Below are 13,611 nucleotides of genomic sequence, written 5' to 3'. Positions count from 1 at the left end.
GCCCGGCCGCGCTTTGGCGTGCCCGGGCGGTGGCGGCCGCTCACGCCTCCCGCCGCGAAAGCACAACCCGGTGTACCTCCTCAAGGGCCGCGGCAATCTGGTCCCGCCCAACCCCGGCCAGGTACTGCAGCACCAGTCCGTCCAGGGCCGCGAAGAGCGTGCGGGCAACGATGCGGACGTCGCCCTGGACGCCAAAAGCCTGCAGCCCCTCGGCAAGTGCGTTGACGTAGTTTTCGTACAGTTCCGCCACCGGGCCGGCCAACTCGGGGCGCCGGCGTGCTTCCAGGATCATCTCGTACTGGAATACCTGCAGTCCGGGATCCTCCAGCAGCAGCTCCAGCAGTGCTTCGGTGAAGCTTCCCTCCTGCTCCGCTGCCTCCCGCAACCTGGACGCGGCGATGGATTGCTCCGAAGCCCATTGCAGCGCGGCGGCAATCAGCGCATCCCGGGACCCGAAGTGGTGTGCCACCAGGGAATTGTTCACGCCCGCGGCCTCCGCCACTGCCCGGTAGGTAAGCCCGCGCAGGCCCTTTTGCGCCACCACGTCCACCGCGGCGCGCAGCAGGGCTTCACGCCCTTTGCCGTACCCAGGAGTCGCCGCGGGAGCAGTTGAAGCAGTCATGACGACGAGTCTAGCCAGCACCAGGCCGGTTCAAATCCCCTATTGACTTAAAACTAAGCAATTGCTTAGATTGCTTCCATCGGGTGATGCCCATCACAGGCGAACCTCTTCCGTCCCGTTTTCCGGTGACCGCCCCGGCAACAAGCCGGCCCTTCCCTTGGAGCACTTATGACCACAACGACTGCATTCACGACCTCGTCCTCCTTTGACCCCGCCAGGAATGAGCCCTTTGAACTTGGCCGCGTCCAGTGGATCCGCCGCTTTGGCGAGGGCGGCCGGCCTGCCCTCGCCTGCGGCTACTGGCACGTCGACCCCACAGAGGCGCCCGAGCCTTTCGATCTCGTTATGGAGGCGGACGAGACCATCCACATCATCGAGGGCCACCTCCGCATCGAAGTGGAGGGCGGGGATGTGCATGAGCTCACCGCCGGCGGTGCCGCATCCTTCAACAAAGGGGCACGCACACGCTGGGCCGTGCTGGCGCCCACCGTCGAATTCTTCGTCTACTCCTAGGCCGCCCCATGGATCAGGAACGCAGCGCCGCGGAAAACGACGGCCTGGACGTCATTATCGTGGGGGCCGGGTTCGCCGGCCTGACCGCTGCCCGGGAACTGAACCGGCAGGGGTTGTCCGTGCACATCGTGGAAGCCCGGGCCCGCATAGGAGGCAGGACCTGGCTGGACCACCGGCTGGGCCGGGACCTTGAGATCGGCGGAACGTGGGTGCACTGGACCCAGCCTTACGTTTGGGCCGAACTGAAGCGCTACGGCATCGGCACGGTTCCGAGCCCGGCGCCGCAGCAGGCCTTCTGGTGGGCCGACGGCGCCCGCCGGGCAGGTGCCCCCGCCGACCTTCTGGAACTGATCGGCACCTGCAATGCGCAGTTCGTCCAGGACTCGCGCCGCTACTTCCCCGAGCCCTTCAGTCCGTTGGCCAGCGATGACTTCAAAGAGATCGACCACATCGCGGTCCAGGACCGGATCCGGGAGCAGTTCCCCGCGGGGACTGCGCGGGACATCCTGGAATCGTTCTGGGCATTGAACTTCAATGGTCCGCTGGAGGACGCCGCCCTGACCCAGGCGCTGCGTTGGGTGGCCCTGACCAACGGTGACTGGGCCGTCAACTTCGAAGCCTGCGCCACCTACAAGATCCAGGGTGGAACCGCGGCCCTGGCCAACGCCATCCTCCAGGACACACAGGCGGGCATGGACTTCGGCTTCACGGCAGCGGGGATCGTCGACGACGGACATTCCGTGACCGTCCGCAGCACCGGCGGCCGGACGGTGACCGCAAAGACGGCCATTGTGACGGTGCCTATGCATGTCCTCCCGGGAATCGTGTTCGAGCCGCCGCTGCCACCGGCCAAAACGGACGGCGCCCGGCGCGGGCAGATCTCCAAAGGCGTCAAGGTATGGATCCGGCTCCGGGGCGAACGTGCACCCTTTGTCGCACTGGGGAACGCCGACTGGCCGTTGAACTTCTTCCAGGCTGAATACACGCTCGACGGCGACACGATCGTCGTCGGCTTCGGCCCGGACGCGTCGAAGATCGACGCCGCTGACAGCGCCGCAGTGCAGGCTCAGCTGTCCCGGCTGGTGCCCGGCGTTGAGGTGCTGGATGTGGCCACCCACGACTGGGTGGCGGATCCGCTGGCAGGGGAGACATGGCCGATGCACAGGACAGGCTTCCTGGCCAACCACCTGGCCGCCCTGCAGGCGGGGCACGGAAACGTACTCTTTGCCGGCTCTGACATCGCCAACGGCTGGGGCGGCTTCATTGATGGTGCCATCGAGAGCGGCATGGAGGCCGCGCTTGAAGCAGCATCGATTGTCAGCGGCCGGCCGGCACTGCGCTGACGGACAACAACTCATCGCTGGTGGACAAAGCAGCAGCGGGCGCCGCTGCCAAGCTGGATCCCACAGCAATTTTCCCGAACTCATGACCGTTAAGAAGGATCCAATGAGTATTTCGAATTCCGAGGCCCGGACCACTGACGCTCCGGCAAAGGAGCATTCCACGGCCCTCCGCGCCGGCAGCATCGGCGTGCTGGGCATCCTGTTCTTCGTCCTGTCCGCCCAGGCACCACTGACGGGGATCGTCGGCGCAGCGCCGCTCGCCGCAGCGCTGGGCAACGGCGCCGGCGCCCCGGGCGCCTACCTGATCGTCGGCATCGTCATCGTGATCTTCGCCGTGGGCTTTGTGGCGATGAGCCGTAAAATCCAGGCCAACGGCGCCTTCTACGCCTACGTGACGGCGGCATTCGGCAGGCGGACCGGAGCCGGCGCGGCCTGGCTGGCACTGCTGGCCTACAGCACCGTCCAGGCTGCCATGTATGGGCTCTACGGTGCGGCGTTCTCCGGGCTCCTTGCCTCTGCCGGGCTGGACATTCCCTGGTGGTTGCTGGCCCTGGCCACCATGGCCGGCGTCCAGGTACTGGGCTCCCTCAACATCGAACTCGGCGCCCGCGTGCTCGCCGTGCTGGTGGGGCTGGAGGTGGCCATCCTCCTGATGTTCGGCTTCACCGTGCTGTTCCATGGCGGCGGCCCGGAAGGCATCAGCGTGGCCGCGTCCTTCTCCCCGGAAGCCATCGGCGCAGGAGCTCCCGGTGTTGCCATCATGTTCGCGGTGGCCTCCATGTTCGGCTTCGAGTCCACGGCCATCTACTCCGCCGAGGCCAAGGATCCGCACCGCACCGTGGCCCGGGCAACCTACCTGTCCGTCGGCGTGATCTCGGTGTTCTTCGCCTTTATTTCCTGGATGCTGGTCAGCTATTACGGCCCCTCGCAGGTGATGGACGCCGCGGGCGCCGCGCTCGAATCAGGGGATGCCACGTCCTTCGTCCTGGGCCCGCTCGTGGAACTGTTCGGCCCCTGGGCGGGCATCGTGGCCGGCATCCTGCTGGTCACCTCGCTGCTCGCCGGTATCATCGCCTTCCATAACGGCATCAACCGCTACCTCCACTCCCTGGCGCTGCGTGGTTCCATGCCCGCCGTCCTCGCCCGGACCAACCGGCACCGGGCACCTGCCGTGGCAGCCTGGGTCCAGTCCGCCACCGCCGTCGTGCTGGTGGCGCCCTTCGCCATCCTGGCCCTGGATCCCGTCCTGACGCTGTTTTCCTGGTTCAGCGGCCTGGCCGTGGCGGCACTGCTGGTGCTGTACATGCTGTGCTCCGCGGCCGTCGTCGCGTTCTTCCGCCGGGAAAGCGCCGGCGCCCAACTGTGGCAGACCCGCGTCGCTCCCGTCCTGGCGGCGGTCCTGCTGGCCTGGGTTTTGTCCCTGGTGGTCAGCAACTTCACCGCCCTCATCGGTGGCAGCGCCGAGACTGCGACGGCCCTGCTGGTGGCGGTCCCGGTGGTCTTCCTGGCCGGCGTCCTGGTGGAATCGGCCATCCAGCGCCGCCACCACATTGCCACCCTGGGCCACGCGCTCACTTAGCCGGCAGGGACTTCCCGGCACTGGCCCGGCGCGGAACATTCTGTCCGCGCCGGGCCAGTGTGCGTGCTGCCACGAACAGGCCCGCCAGGAGCAACGCGGCCAGCCACGCTACGGCGTCCGATCGCGGCCAGAGGCTGGCCAGGCCAAGAAGCGCCGGAACCGTGGCCGACGCCTGGCTGGTGAGCACCAGGGCCCAGCCCGTGAAGGGTTCGAGCCGCACTGCGTCGAGGGCCATGCGGGCGAACAGCAGTGCCCACAGCGCGGACCAGCACAGCCAAAGAACCGCGAGCAGCGGGTCAACGGTCAGCCAGGCGGCCGCCAGCACCAGCCCGCAGAATGCCACCATCCCGCAGAACCAGCCCAGGCCACGGCCCCCGAGTGCCAGCAGCAGGTCCAGTCCCGAGTACAGGTAGGTCACCGCGAACAGGAACATGCCGGCGGCCGTCATGAGCATCGCCGGAGCGTCCCCGGACGAGGAAAGCTGGACGACGCCGAGCGCCAGTTGGGTGCCCCCGACGACGAGGCTTAGGACGGCGGCGTCGCGGCGGGGGAGGTGCCCAAGGGTGGCGAGGCCGTTGACCAGCAGGGCGGCGCCCGAAAGGAGGAGGCAGACGTACGGCATCAGGGCATCCTGTCCCGGCCACGCGGCTGATGGAATCTCATATAGCGGAAAGTTGCTGTCACAATGTGGAGATTATCGCACGTGGGGGCGCCCGGCTAACGGCGTCCGGTCGCAATCCGATAGGTTGAAGCGTAAACCTATCGGGGCGATGTTGCCTGCCTGGCGGCCGCTCCTGCCCCGGCGCAACGGTAAGGAAAAAGTTCATGGACGCACGGCTGGAAGCCATTAGGGACACCGTCCTGGCACGGAACCCGGGGGAAACAGAATTCCACCAGGCGGTGGTGGAGGTCTTTGAAAGCCTGGGCCCGGTGCACGACCGCCACCCCGAATTCCTGGAAGCCGCGATCCTGGAGCGCCTCTGCGAGCCCGAGCGCCAGATCATCTTCCGGGTCCCCTGGACGGACGACTCCGGCCGCGTGCGGATCAACCGCGGCTTCCGGGTGGAGTTCAACTCCGCCCTGGGCCCGTACAAGGGAGGCCTGCGCTTCCACCCCTCCGTATACCTCGGGATCGTCAAGTTCCTCGGCTTTGAGCAGATTTTCAAGAACGCCCTGACGGGAATGCCCATCGGCGGCGGCAAGGGCGGTTCCGACTTCGATCCCCGCGGCCGCAGCGACGCCGAAGTCATGAGGTTCTGCCAGTCCTTCATGACCGAGCTCTACCGCCATATCGGCGAATACACCGACGTCCCCGCCGGCGACATCGGTGTGGGCGGCCGCGAAATTGGCTACCTCTTCGGCCAGTACAAGCGGATCACCAACCGGTATGAGTCCGGCGTTCTCACCGGCAAGGGCATCTCCTGGGGCGGATCACTGGTGCGGCCGGAGGCCACCGGATTTGGCACTGTGATCTTCACAGAGCAGATGCGCCGGACCCGCGGGACGTCCTTTGATGGCCAGCGCGTGGTTGTCTCCGGATCCGGCAACGTGGCCATCAACGCCATCGCCAAGGCGCAGTCGCTCGGCGCCACCGTGGTGGCCTGCTCCGATTCCTCCGGTTATGTGGTGGATGAGGCGGGCATCGACGTCGGACTGCTCCGCGAGGTGAAGGAAGTGCAGCGGGCGCGGCTCAAGGACTACGCCGAGCGGCGGGCGGGCGTTGCCTACGTGGACGGCGGCTCGGTCTGGGACGTGGACGCTTCGGTGGCGCTGCCGTGCGCCACCCAGAATGAGCTCGACGGCGGTGCTGCCGCCCGGCTGGTGCGCGGCGGCCTGATGGCCGTCGGGGAAGGTGCCAACATGCCGTCCACGCGCGACGCCGTGGCGGTGTTCCAGGACGCCGGGGTGCTCTTCGGTCCCGGCAAAGCGGCGAATGCGGGAGGGGTAGCCACGTCGGATGCCCACCATGATGTCCGTCAGCCGCGCCTCGGTATGCTCGAAGGACCACGCGTCCCGGCTGGCGTTCTGCTGCATTTCCAGGGGCACGACCGGTGCGCGGCAACCGCCGAGGAATACGGCGAACCGGGCAACTACGTGCTCGGCGCGAACATCGGCGGCTTCATCAAGGTGGCCGACGCCATGTTGGCGCAGGGCTTGATCTAGCAGGGCTTGATCCGGGAGGGCTTTTTCCAGCAGGGCTTGATTTAGCCGCCGCGGCGCCACTGGGTGGGGGAGACCCCGAACGCGTCCCGGAACGTGCGGCTGAAGTGGGCGGCGTCCAGGAATCCCCAGGCGGCGGCCACGGCGCCCACGGACTTTCCGGCGTGCAGCGGGTCCCGAAGGTCCCGCCGGGCACCGTCCAGGCGCTGGCTCCGGATGAAGCCGGCAACTGTGCTGCCGGACTCGTGGAAGACGTTGTGCAGGTGCCGGGTGGAGATGAAGTGCGCCGCGGCGATTCCCGCCGGTGACAGCAGCGGCTCGGAGAGGTTGGCCTCGATGTACTCCCGGATCGACACGGCCAGGAGTGCCTGCGGCTTCATCCTGTCCGGGGAGATGTCCATTTCCGCATGCAGCATGGTGGACACCAGGTCCAGGGCATTCGTGGCCAGCCTGGATCCACTGGGCCCGTTCAGGACATCCAGGTTCGACGACAGCTGCCGGATGAACTGGCCCACAATGCCGCTGAGGCCGCTGCTGCCCATCCGTACCGCCGCAAGCTGGCCGACGTAATCCGTGGGCAGGGACAGCGCGTCGCAGGGAAACATGAGCACCATGATCCGGGTATTTTCCTCGAAGGCGAGGGTATAGGGCCGGTTGGTGTCGTAGATGGCAAGGTCCCCGGGGTGAAGCACCGCTTCCCGGTTGTCCTGGATCAGCAGGCCCGTTCCCTCCAGCTGCAGGTTCAGCTTGAAGTAGCGCTCGTGGGCCTGGGCGATCAACGCCGGCGTGCGGTGGACCTCGTGGGAGCTGGCGGTGACTTCAACGATGGACATCCGGTCCAGCACCCGCGAACGCATCTGTCCCCGGAAGCCGTCCACGTCGTCGGTCCGCGCTGTGAGGGGCACGAAGGATTCGGCCACCAGGTGCTTCCAGTGGTCGAACGAGCCGGCCACCCTGGAAACAAGGTCCTGCGGTGCATGTCCGGACGTTGCCCGGGTTGGAGCTGTTGCTGGCATGGTGTTCCTCGTTACGTATGCAGCGTGACGTTCCCCCGGCTGTGTCGTGGGACACAGTGAGTCCAGATTAACCCCGGCTCCGTCTTTTTTCAACAGTTGGCGAAAATAAAACTGCGGCTCCGCGCTGGGTAAATCCGGCGCGCGCTTCACAGGTGGGCTGCAGCCTCCCGTGGCAGGATCGAGCCATGGACGGAGCAGCTGCCCCCGGGGGCATCAAGCGGAACTTTAATTCCCCTGCGCACCACTCGCGGCTCAGGATGCTGGTGATGCTGGGCGTGGGCCTGGCTGCCGCCCTGCTGGTGGGCTTTTGGGGCAATTGGGCATACGCACCCGCTCTTGGCTGGGCTGCTGCGTCCGTGACGTACCTGCTGTGGGTGTGGATCGTCATTGGGCGCCTGGGGCCCGCCGCCACCGCGGCCCATGCGTTGCGTGAGGACCCGGGCCGGGTCTTTTCGGATGCGCTGGTGCTCACGGCCACGGTGGCCAGCTTTGCGGGCGTGGGGCTGATCCTGGCGGATGCCTCCAATGCCCAGGGCTACACCAAGGACGCAACCGTGGCCATGGCCCTGGGCAGCATTGCCTTGTCCTGGTTCCTGGTCCACACCCTGTTCACCCTGAGGTATGCGGCCATTTACTACCGGGACGGGACCGGCGTTGATTTCAACGAGGAGACCCCTCCCCGGTACGCGGACTTCGCCTACCTGGCCTTCACTGTGGGGATGACGTTCCAGGTGTCCGATACCGACCTCAAAACCAACGCCATCCGTTCCACCGTCCTGCGGCAGGCACTGCTGTCCTACCTCCTTGGTGCGATCGTGCTGGCCACCACCATCAACCTCGTGTCGGGTCTTATCCACTAGCCGCGCCGCCGGGCTGGCGGGACATAGTCTGGGTCCATGGCGGACATCAGAGTCAACTGGCACCGGCGGCACAAGGAAGGGCTCACCCCTGGCGAAAGGGCCGCGGACACCCTCCGGAACGGGATGGGCAGCTGGCCCTTCGTGGGCATCTTTTTGGCTTTCATGATGCTGTGGGCTGCCCTGAACTCCTACGTCCTGGCAACCAGTGCGTGGGACCCCTATCCCTACATCCTCCTGAACCTTTTCCTGTCCATGCTGGCCGGCCTGCAGGGGGCCATCCTGCTGATCGCGGCCAAGCGCCAGGATGCCATTGCCTCGGCGATGGCGCAGCATGACTATGAGACGGACGTGAGGGCGGCGGCGCAGATAGAAATGCTCATGAACATCAATGCCGAACAGTTGAAGCTGCTGCAGGAACTGCGGGACATGAGGAACGGGCCGCCCGCCGAAGGCGCCGGAGCCGAATTCCCCTGAAAACGACAATGGGTGCAGCTCCTGCTGGAGCTGCACCCATTACGCGAGCGTCGATTAATCCTTCTTGAACGCATCCTTGACGTGCTCGCCGGCCTGCTTGAGGTCCGACTTTGCCTGGTCTGTCTGGCCTTCGGCCTTCAGGCTTTCATCGCCTGTGGCGTTTCCGGCAGCTTCCTTGCCCTTGCCGCCGAGCTTCTCTGCTGCGTTGCCAATCTTGTCATCCAAACCCATGGAGATGCTCCTTACAGTTCGTGCTCGCTCCGGTGTGAACCAGAACCTGACCCCTCAATAGTAAGCATACTTTCGAGTATGGCGCTCATTTGCCCGCGGGATTTTTGCCGAGCAGCGCAAGGTAGCCCTCAAGCTGGGCGGCGTGTCCAAAGTCCGTCCTGCCCTCCGGCGCAAGGGCAGCCTCAATCTGCGCGCCGAGGAGCATGTTCAAAAGTTGGCCGGCCAGGACGTGGTCGTCGACGGCGGCGGTCACGTCCCCGCTGTCCCTCGCCTCCGCCAGGTAGCGCCGGATGGCAGCCAGCCATTCGTCCATGGAGCGCTGGTGGATCCCGGCTTTTTCGGCATCGTTGACCGCCCTCTGCCAGAACGGGATAACAATCCGTGCCTCGTTGACGCGCTCCTCATCCAGGGGGAGCACTTCAAGGCAAAAGGCCCGGAGTGCGGCGAGGCCGGACTTGCCCTGCGTGACCTCTGCAATCCGCTGGTTGGTGCGGTTGAACACATGGCTGAATGCGAACTCCAGCAGTGTGTCCTTGGTGGGGAAGTAGGGTTTCAGTGCGCCGTTGGCGAATCCTGCCTCCATGGCAATCTCCCGCATGGTGGCGCCTTCGAGACCCTGCCGGGCAATGATCCGCCAGGTGGCATCCACCAGTTCCAGGCGCCGCTCGTCATGGTCAACAATCTTGGGCACTGCGGCCACTCCCCGAAAAAATATTGGTCCAGCCTCTTGTGAGCCATGTTACGGACGTTTATTCTCTACAACTATAGAAAATAAACCCAGTGGCCGGAAACGGCCCGGACAAAGGTTCACCCCCATGACGCTTGCCCCAACCGAAACTGTCTCCGCCTTTGGCCTGGCAACCGCCGCCGAAATCCTGCAGGTTCGGGCCATCCTGCAGGCGGAAGGCCACCTGGGCCCGCAGCACAGGATCGCCTACCTTGGCCTGCTCGATCCCGCCCGCGGCGCGGCTCCGGAAACCGCGGACCGCCGCTTCCGTGTGTTCATCCACGACGTCTCCGGCGCGGCCCCACGCGACGTCATTGTCTCCGCCACGCACCAAAAGGTGGCCTCCGCCGTCGAACTCGACACCGCGGTGACCGGCGAACTGCCGGTCCTGGAGGAGGAATTCGAAGTGGTGGAGTCCCTGCTGGCCACCGATGAACGGTGGCTCAAGGCGCTGGCGGACCGCGGTCTCGCCGTGGAGAAAGTCCGCGTGGCTCCGCTGTCCGCCGGTGTCTTCGAATATGCCGGGGAGAAGGGCCGGCGCATCCTGCGCGGGCTGGCATTCGTCCAGGAGTTCCCGGAGGACAGCGCCTGGGCGCACCCCGTGGACGGCCTGGTGGCCTATGTGGACGTGGTCAGCAAGGAGGTCACCCAGGTGATCGACCTCGGCGTGATGCCCATCCCGGCCGAGCACGGCAACTACACGGACCCGGAACTGACCGGGCCGCTGCGGACCACCCAGAAACCCATCAGCATTACCCAGCCGGAGGGGCCCAGCTTCACGGTGACGGGCGGCAACCACGTGGAGTGGGAAAAGTGGAGCGTGGATGTGGGGTTCGATGTCCGCGAAGGCGTGGTCCTGCACAACCTTGCCTTCCAGGACGGCGGCCGGAAGCGGCCCATCATCAACCGGGCGTCCATCGCCGAGATGGTGGTCCCGTACGGTGACCCGTCACCGGTCCGGTCCTGGCAGAACTACTTCGACACCGGCGAATACCTGGTGGGCCAGTACGCCAACTCCCTGGAACTGGGCTGCGACTGCCTGGGCGAGATCACCTACCTGAGCCCCGTCATCTCCGATGCCTTTGGCAACCCCCGGGAAATCCGCAACGGCATCTGCATGCACGAGGAGGACTGGAGCATCCTCTCCAAGCACTCGGACCTCTGGAGCGGCGTCACCTACACCCGCCGCAACCGGCGCCTGGTCATTTCCTTCTTCACCACCATCGGCAACTACGACTACGGCTTCTACTGGTACCTCTACCTGGACGGCACCATCGAATTCGAGGCCAAGGCCACCGGCATTGTCTTCACGTCTGCCTTCCCCGAGGGCGGCTCGGATAACATTTCGCAGCTGGCACCCGGGCTGGGCGCGCCCTTCCATCAGCACCTCTTCAGTGCCCGGCTGGACATGGCCATCGACGGGTTCACCAACCGCGTGGAGGAGGAGGATGTGGTCCGCCAGCCCATGGGACCCGGCAATGAGCGGGGCAATGCCTTCTCCCGCAGGCGCACCGTCCTGGCCCGTGAATCACAGGGTGTCCGGGAGGCCGACGCGCGCACCGGCCGGACCTGGATCATCTCCAACCCGGACTCCCGGAACCGGCTGGGCGAACCCGTGGGCTACAAGCTGCATTCCCACAATCAGCCCACCCTGCTGGCGGATCCCGGCTCCTCCATCGCCCGCCGGGCCGCGTTCGCCACCAAGGACCTGTGGGTCACCCGCTACGCCGAGGACGAGCGCTACCCCACGGGCGACTTCGTGAACCAGCACGCCGGGGGAGCGGGTCTGCCGGCCTACGTGGCGCAGGACCGCGATATCGACGGGCAGGACATCGTGGTGTGGCACACCTTTGGCCTCACCCACTTCCCCCGCGTGGAGGACTGGCCCATCATGCCCGTGGACACCGTGGGCTTCAAGCTCCGTCCCGAGGGCTTCTTCGACCGCAGCCCGGTGCTGGATGTCCCGGCCAATCCGAACATGCAGGCTGCGGCCTGCCACACCGAGGGCGGCAGCGGTGGCTCCTGCCACTGACCTCCTTGCGCCGGCAGGGAGCACGACGGCGGCAGGACGGGCCGGTGCCAGGGGTCCGGTCCTGCATCCGCGGCTGGTGGCCGTGGTCACCGCCGTCTGCTGCGCGGCACACCTGTGGCTGGCCGCTGCCGGCCGTCATGGGGTGTGGCTGAGTGTACTCATGCTGGCACTCGCCGCCATCTGCATGCCGTGCGCGGTCCACATCTGGCGGCACAGCCGCGTGGGCGCCCTGCACCAGGTCACCGCCGCTGCAGTGGCCATGGCCGCCGTGCACGCTTTTCTGCTGCTGGCCGCGGGCGGTGCGGGGCACGCCCATGCCGGCGCTCCGCCGTCGTCCGTTGCCCCTGCGGACGGCGCGGCGGAACTGCTGCTGGTCATCGCACTGGAATTGGCGACAGCCCTGCTGGCCGCCGCGCTGGTGGCACGGCTCCGGCGGGTGCCCGTTTAGCGGGTGCCGCCCGGCCGGAGTCAGCCCGCGGGGACGCCCAGGGGCCGGGCGACGTGCAGCCGCTCATGCTCCACCAGCCATTGGATGGATTCGAAGACGGCCTGCTCCGGCTCATACCGGGGCGCATAACCCAGCACGGACGCGGCCTTTTCAATGCTGAAGCAGTGGCTGCGGTAGAGGTGGCCCCAGCTGGACTCGGCGTAGTCCCGGGAGGTGTTTTCGCGGAAGCGGTCCCACGTCACCGTCTCCAGCACGGCGGCGTGCCCGAACCAGGCAGCCGCGATGTCCGCGTAGCCACGCACGGTCAGGGCTGTGGGGGCCACGATGTTGAAGTCCTCGCCGGCGGCCGCCTCCCGCTGCGCGATGGCCTTTTCGAAAGCCTGGGCGACGTCGTCGGCATGCACGTGGTGCATCAGTTCCGCGCCGCTGCCGGGGATCCGGAGGGGTTGGCCGGCGGAGAGCGTCTGCCAGACGGACGGATCCAGGTTTCCGAGCGGGCCAACGGGGTGCCATCCCGGACCGACGATGTGGCCGGGGTGCAGCGACGTGGTTGCCAGGCCTCCGCTGGCGGTCTCTTCCTTGAGCATCAACGCGATCCGGTTCTTCTGGATGCCGTAGTCGCCAAAGGGTGCTGCGGCGGAATCCAAACCTTCCCGGATGGGCAGCTTCAGGCTTTGCCCGTAGCGCCAGATGGAGCCGCAGTGCAGCAGGTGCCCCACCTCGCCGCGCAACCGGTGCACCAGCGCCGCCGCAGATTCGAGGGTGAAGCAGACCAGATCCACCACGGCATCCGGCTTGAGCGCGGACACCCGCTCGGCGAACGTTCCGTCCCGGTCTTCCTCCTGCCGGTCCGCGATGACCTGGTGGACCTGTTGCCATTCGGGCGTGTCCGTGTAGGGGGCGCTGGTGCCGCGGCTGATGTTGGTGACTTCGTGGCCTGCGCGGACCAGCCGGGGGACCAGGAACGAACCGATGTGGCCGCTGCCGCCGATGACGGTGACTTTCATTGCTCTCCGATCGTCGTGTTCCCCTCAACGGTAGGGCCCCGGCGGCAGGAAAGGGAGGTCTGGGGGACCTCCCTTTCCTGCCGGTTCGCCGTGCTTCCGCAGAATCAGGCGGGCTTGGCGTACTCGGCCGCGCTGATGACTTCATACCCAACGAACGTCTCGCCGCCCTCCACCCAGGCGTCGTGCCCGGCCGGGATGGAATAGGCGTCACCGGCGTGGATGGTCTTCTGCGTTCCATCGTTGAGCTGCACCGTCAAGGTGCCGCCGGTGCAGAAGCCCAGATGGTTGTTCTGGCAGCTGTCCGTCTTGACCACCGTCTTCACGGTTTCAGACCAGCGCCAGCCGGGCTCGAAGGTGAACCGGCCAAGGGTGGCGCCGCCAATGCTGACCACATCCACCTGGGTCTTGGGTGGGCGGCGCTTCTCATCGGGCTCGTCGAAAGATTTGGTTGCAAGGTCCGTGACCGTTACTGCGGGCATTTCTGGCTCCTTCATAAGGAGTGGTTATTGAGTTCGTCCGGGGCTGTGTGCGCCGGGAAAGGGGACCGGCAGGGCGGGATGTGCCCGTCCAGAACCTGCCGGCCCCGTGTGCGACGCTCC

15 protein-coding genes are annotated in these 13,611 nt (G+C 66.4%); 8 read left to right on the top strand and 7 right to left on the bottom strand.

All coding sequences use genetic code 11. The features are described 5' to 3' along the window. Window positions 1–40: 40 nt before the first annotated feature. Window positions 41–622, bottom strand: a complete 582-nt coding sequence (locus tag LDO14_RS18675) for a TetR/AcrR family transcriptional regulator (protein WP_051081385.1) — start codon at window positions 620–622, stop codon at window positions 41–43. Between the two features lie 168 nt (window positions 623–790). Between LDO14_RS18675 and LDO14_RS18670 the strand changes: the two genes are divergently transcribed. From LDO14_RS18670 to LDO14_RS18660, 3 genes are all read left to right on the top strand, one after another. Further along, window positions 791–1,135, top strand: coding sequence for a cupin domain-containing protein (locus LDO14_RS18670; RefSeq protein ID WP_223992883.1), 345 nt, complete (start codon window positions 791–793; stop codon window positions 1,133–1,135). Window positions 1,136–1,143: 8 nt separating this feature from the next. Next, entirely contained in the window at window positions 1,144–2,478 is a 1,335-nt protein-coding gene (locus LDO14_RS18665) for an NAD(P)/FAD-dependent oxidoreductase (RefSeq protein WP_223992882.1), read from the top strand. Window positions 2,479–2,581: 103 nt separating this feature from the next. Next, window positions 2,582–4,057, top strand: coding sequence for an APC family permease (locus tag LDO14_RS18660; protein WP_223992881.1), 1,476 nt, complete (start codon window positions 2,582–2,584; stop codon window positions 4,055–4,057). Here LDO14_RS18660 and LDO14_RS18655 read toward each other — a convergent pair. Further along, window positions 4,050–4,679, bottom strand: coding sequence for an AmiS/UreI family transporter (locus LDO14_RS18655; protein ID WP_018770039.1), 630 nt, complete (start codon window positions 4,677–4,679; stop codon window positions 4,050–4,052). The genes LDO14_RS18660 and LDO14_RS18655 overlap by 8 nt on opposite strands. Before the next feature lie 203 nt (window positions 4,680–4,882). Here LDO14_RS18655 and gdhA point away from each other — a divergent pair, with 203 nt between their 5' ends. Further along, a complete protein-coding gene (gdhA, locus tag LDO14_RS18650; RefSeq protein WP_223992880.1) occupies window positions 4,883–6,220 on the top strand; it encodes an NADP-specific glutamate dehydrogenase in 1,338 nt (445 codons plus the stop codon). A gap of 41 nt (window positions 6,221–6,261) precedes the next feature. Here the strand turns inward: gdhA and LDO14_RS18645 are convergent, their stop codons facing one another. Continuing rightward, complete coding sequence (locus LDO14_RS18645) at window positions 6,262–7,233, bottom strand: helix-turn-helix domain-containing protein (RefSeq protein ID WP_056391868.1); 972 nt, start codon at window positions 7,231–7,233, stop codon at window positions 6,262–6,264. Window positions 7,234–7,418: 185 nt separating this feature from the next. Here LDO14_RS18645 and LDO14_RS18640 point away from each other — a divergent pair, with 185 nt between their 5' ends. Then, entirely contained in the window at window positions 7,419–8,093 is a 675-nt protein-coding gene (locus tag LDO14_RS18640; RefSeq protein WP_223992878.1) for a DUF1345 domain-containing protein, read from the top strand. Between the two features lie 36 nt (window positions 8,094–8,129). After that, complete coding sequence (locus LDO14_RS18635; RefSeq protein WP_018770043.1) at window positions 8,130–8,567, top strand: DUF1003 domain-containing protein; 438 nt, start codon at window positions 8,130–8,132, stop codon at window positions 8,565–8,567. Between the two features lie 54 nt (window positions 8,568–8,621). On the opposite strand, the gene LDO14_RS18630 is transcribed toward LDO14_RS18635, so the two are convergent. Together LDO14_RS18630 and LDO14_RS18625 are read right to left on the bottom strand one after the other, a co-directional pair. Then, window positions 8,622–8,798, bottom strand: a complete 177-nt coding sequence (locus LDO14_RS18630) for a CsbD family protein (protein WP_018770044.1) — start codon at window positions 8,796–8,798, stop codon at window positions 8,622–8,624. Between the two features lie 85 nt (window positions 8,799–8,883). Then, entirely contained in the window at window positions 8,884–9,489 is a 606-nt protein-coding gene (locus LDO14_RS18625) for a TetR/AcrR family transcriptional regulator (protein ID WP_056392088.1), read from the bottom strand. Window positions 9,490–9,613: 124 nt separating this feature from the next. Between LDO14_RS18625 and LDO14_RS18620 the strand changes: the two genes are divergently transcribed. Continuing rightward, the gene (locus LDO14_RS18620) at window positions 9,614–11,557 is read left to right on the top strand and encodes a primary-amine oxidase (protein WP_223992877.1); all 1,944 of its coding nucleotides are present in this window, start codon (window positions 9,614–9,616) and stop codon (window positions 11,555–11,557) included. Then, window positions 11,541–12,005: a hypothetical protein gene (locus LDO14_RS18615; RefSeq protein WP_223992876.1), complete on the top strand. Its 465-nt coding sequence runs from the start codon at window positions 11,541–11,543 to the stop codon at window positions 12,003–12,005. The genes LDO14_RS18620 and LDO14_RS18615 overlap by 17 nt, the downstream gene beginning before the upstream one ends. 20 nt (window positions 12,006–12,025) lie before the next feature. On the opposite strand, the gene LDO14_RS18610 is transcribed toward LDO14_RS18615, so the two are convergent. Together LDO14_RS18610 and LDO14_RS18605 are read right to left on the bottom strand one after the other, a co-directional pair. After that, complete coding sequence (locus tag LDO14_RS18610; RefSeq protein ID WP_223992875.1) at window positions 12,026–13,012, bottom strand: NAD(P)-dependent oxidoreductase; 987 nt, start codon at window positions 13,010–13,012, stop codon at window positions 12,026–12,028. Window positions 13,013–13,116: 104 nt separating this feature from the next. Further along, window positions 13,117–13,491 (bottom strand): cupin domain-containing protein, encoded by a 375-nt coding sequence (locus LDO14_RS18605; RefSeq protein ID WP_018770049.1) that lies wholly within the window; start codon window positions 13,489–13,491, stop codon window positions 13,117–13,119. Window positions 13,492–13,611 lie beyond the last annotated feature (120 nt).

The organism is Arthrobacter sp. NicSoilB11 (assembly GCF_019977375.1).
Classification (GTDB): Bacteria; Actinomycetota; Actinomycetes; order Actinomycetales; family Micrococcaceae; genus Arthrobacter.
Note: the sequence above shows the minus strand (reverse complement) of the source record. Positions and strands in the feature narration are given on the sequence as shown.

Excerpts from the sequence above, each read along its gene's own strand:
- LDO14_RS18630 (WP_018770044.1), bottom strand. The coding sequence starts at position 8,798 with ATGGGTTTGGATGACAAGATTGGCAACGCAGCAGAGAAGCTCGGCGGC.
- LDO14_RS18620 (WP_223992877.1), top strand. The coding sequence starts at position 9,614 with ATGACGCTTGCCCCAACCGAAACTGTCTCCGCCTTTGGCCTGGCAACC.
- LDO14_RS18640 (WP_223992878.1), top strand. The coding sequence starts at position 7,419 with ATGGACGGAGCAGCTGCCCCCGGGGGCATCAAGCGGAACTTTAATTCC.
- LDO14_RS18660 (WP_223992881.1), top strand. The coding sequence starts at position 2,582 with ATGAGTATTTCGAATTCCGAGGCCCGGACCACTGACGCTCCGGCAAAG.
- LDO14_RS18655 (WP_018770039.1), bottom strand. The coding sequence starts at position 4,679 with ATGCCGTACGTCTGCCTCCTCCTTTCGGGCGCCGCCCTGCTGGTCAAC.
- gdhA (WP_223992880.1), top strand. The coding sequence starts at position 4,883 with ATGGACGCACGGCTGGAAGCCATTAGGGACACCGTCCTGGCACGGAAC.
- LDO14_RS18670 (WP_223992883.1), top strand. The coding sequence starts at position 791 with ATGACCACAACGACTGCATTCACGACCTCGTCCTCCTTTGACCCCGCC.
- LDO14_RS18610 (WP_223992875.1), bottom strand. The coding sequence starts at position 13,012 with ATGAAAGTCACCGTCATCGGCGGCAGCGGCCACATCGGTTCGTTCCTG.
- LDO14_RS18665 (WP_223992882.1), top strand. The coding sequence starts at position 1,144 with ATGGATCAGGAACGCAGCGCCGCGGAAAACGACGGCCTGGACGTCATT.
- LDO14_RS18645 (WP_056391868.1), bottom strand. The coding sequence starts at position 7,233 with ATGCCAGCAACAGCTCCAACCCGGGCAACGTCCGGACATGCACCGCAG.
- LDO14_RS18675 (WP_051081385.1), bottom strand. The coding sequence starts at position 622 with ATGACTGCTTCAACTGCTCCCGCGGCGACTCCTGGGTACGGCAAAGGG.
- LDO14_RS18635 (WP_018770043.1), top strand. The coding sequence starts at position 8,130 with ATGGCGGACATCAGAGTCAACTGGCACCGGCGGCACAAGGAAGGGCTC.
- LDO14_RS18605 (WP_018770049.1), bottom strand. The coding sequence starts at position 13,491 with ATGCCCGCAGTAACGGTCACGGACCTTGCAACCAAATCTTTCGACGAG.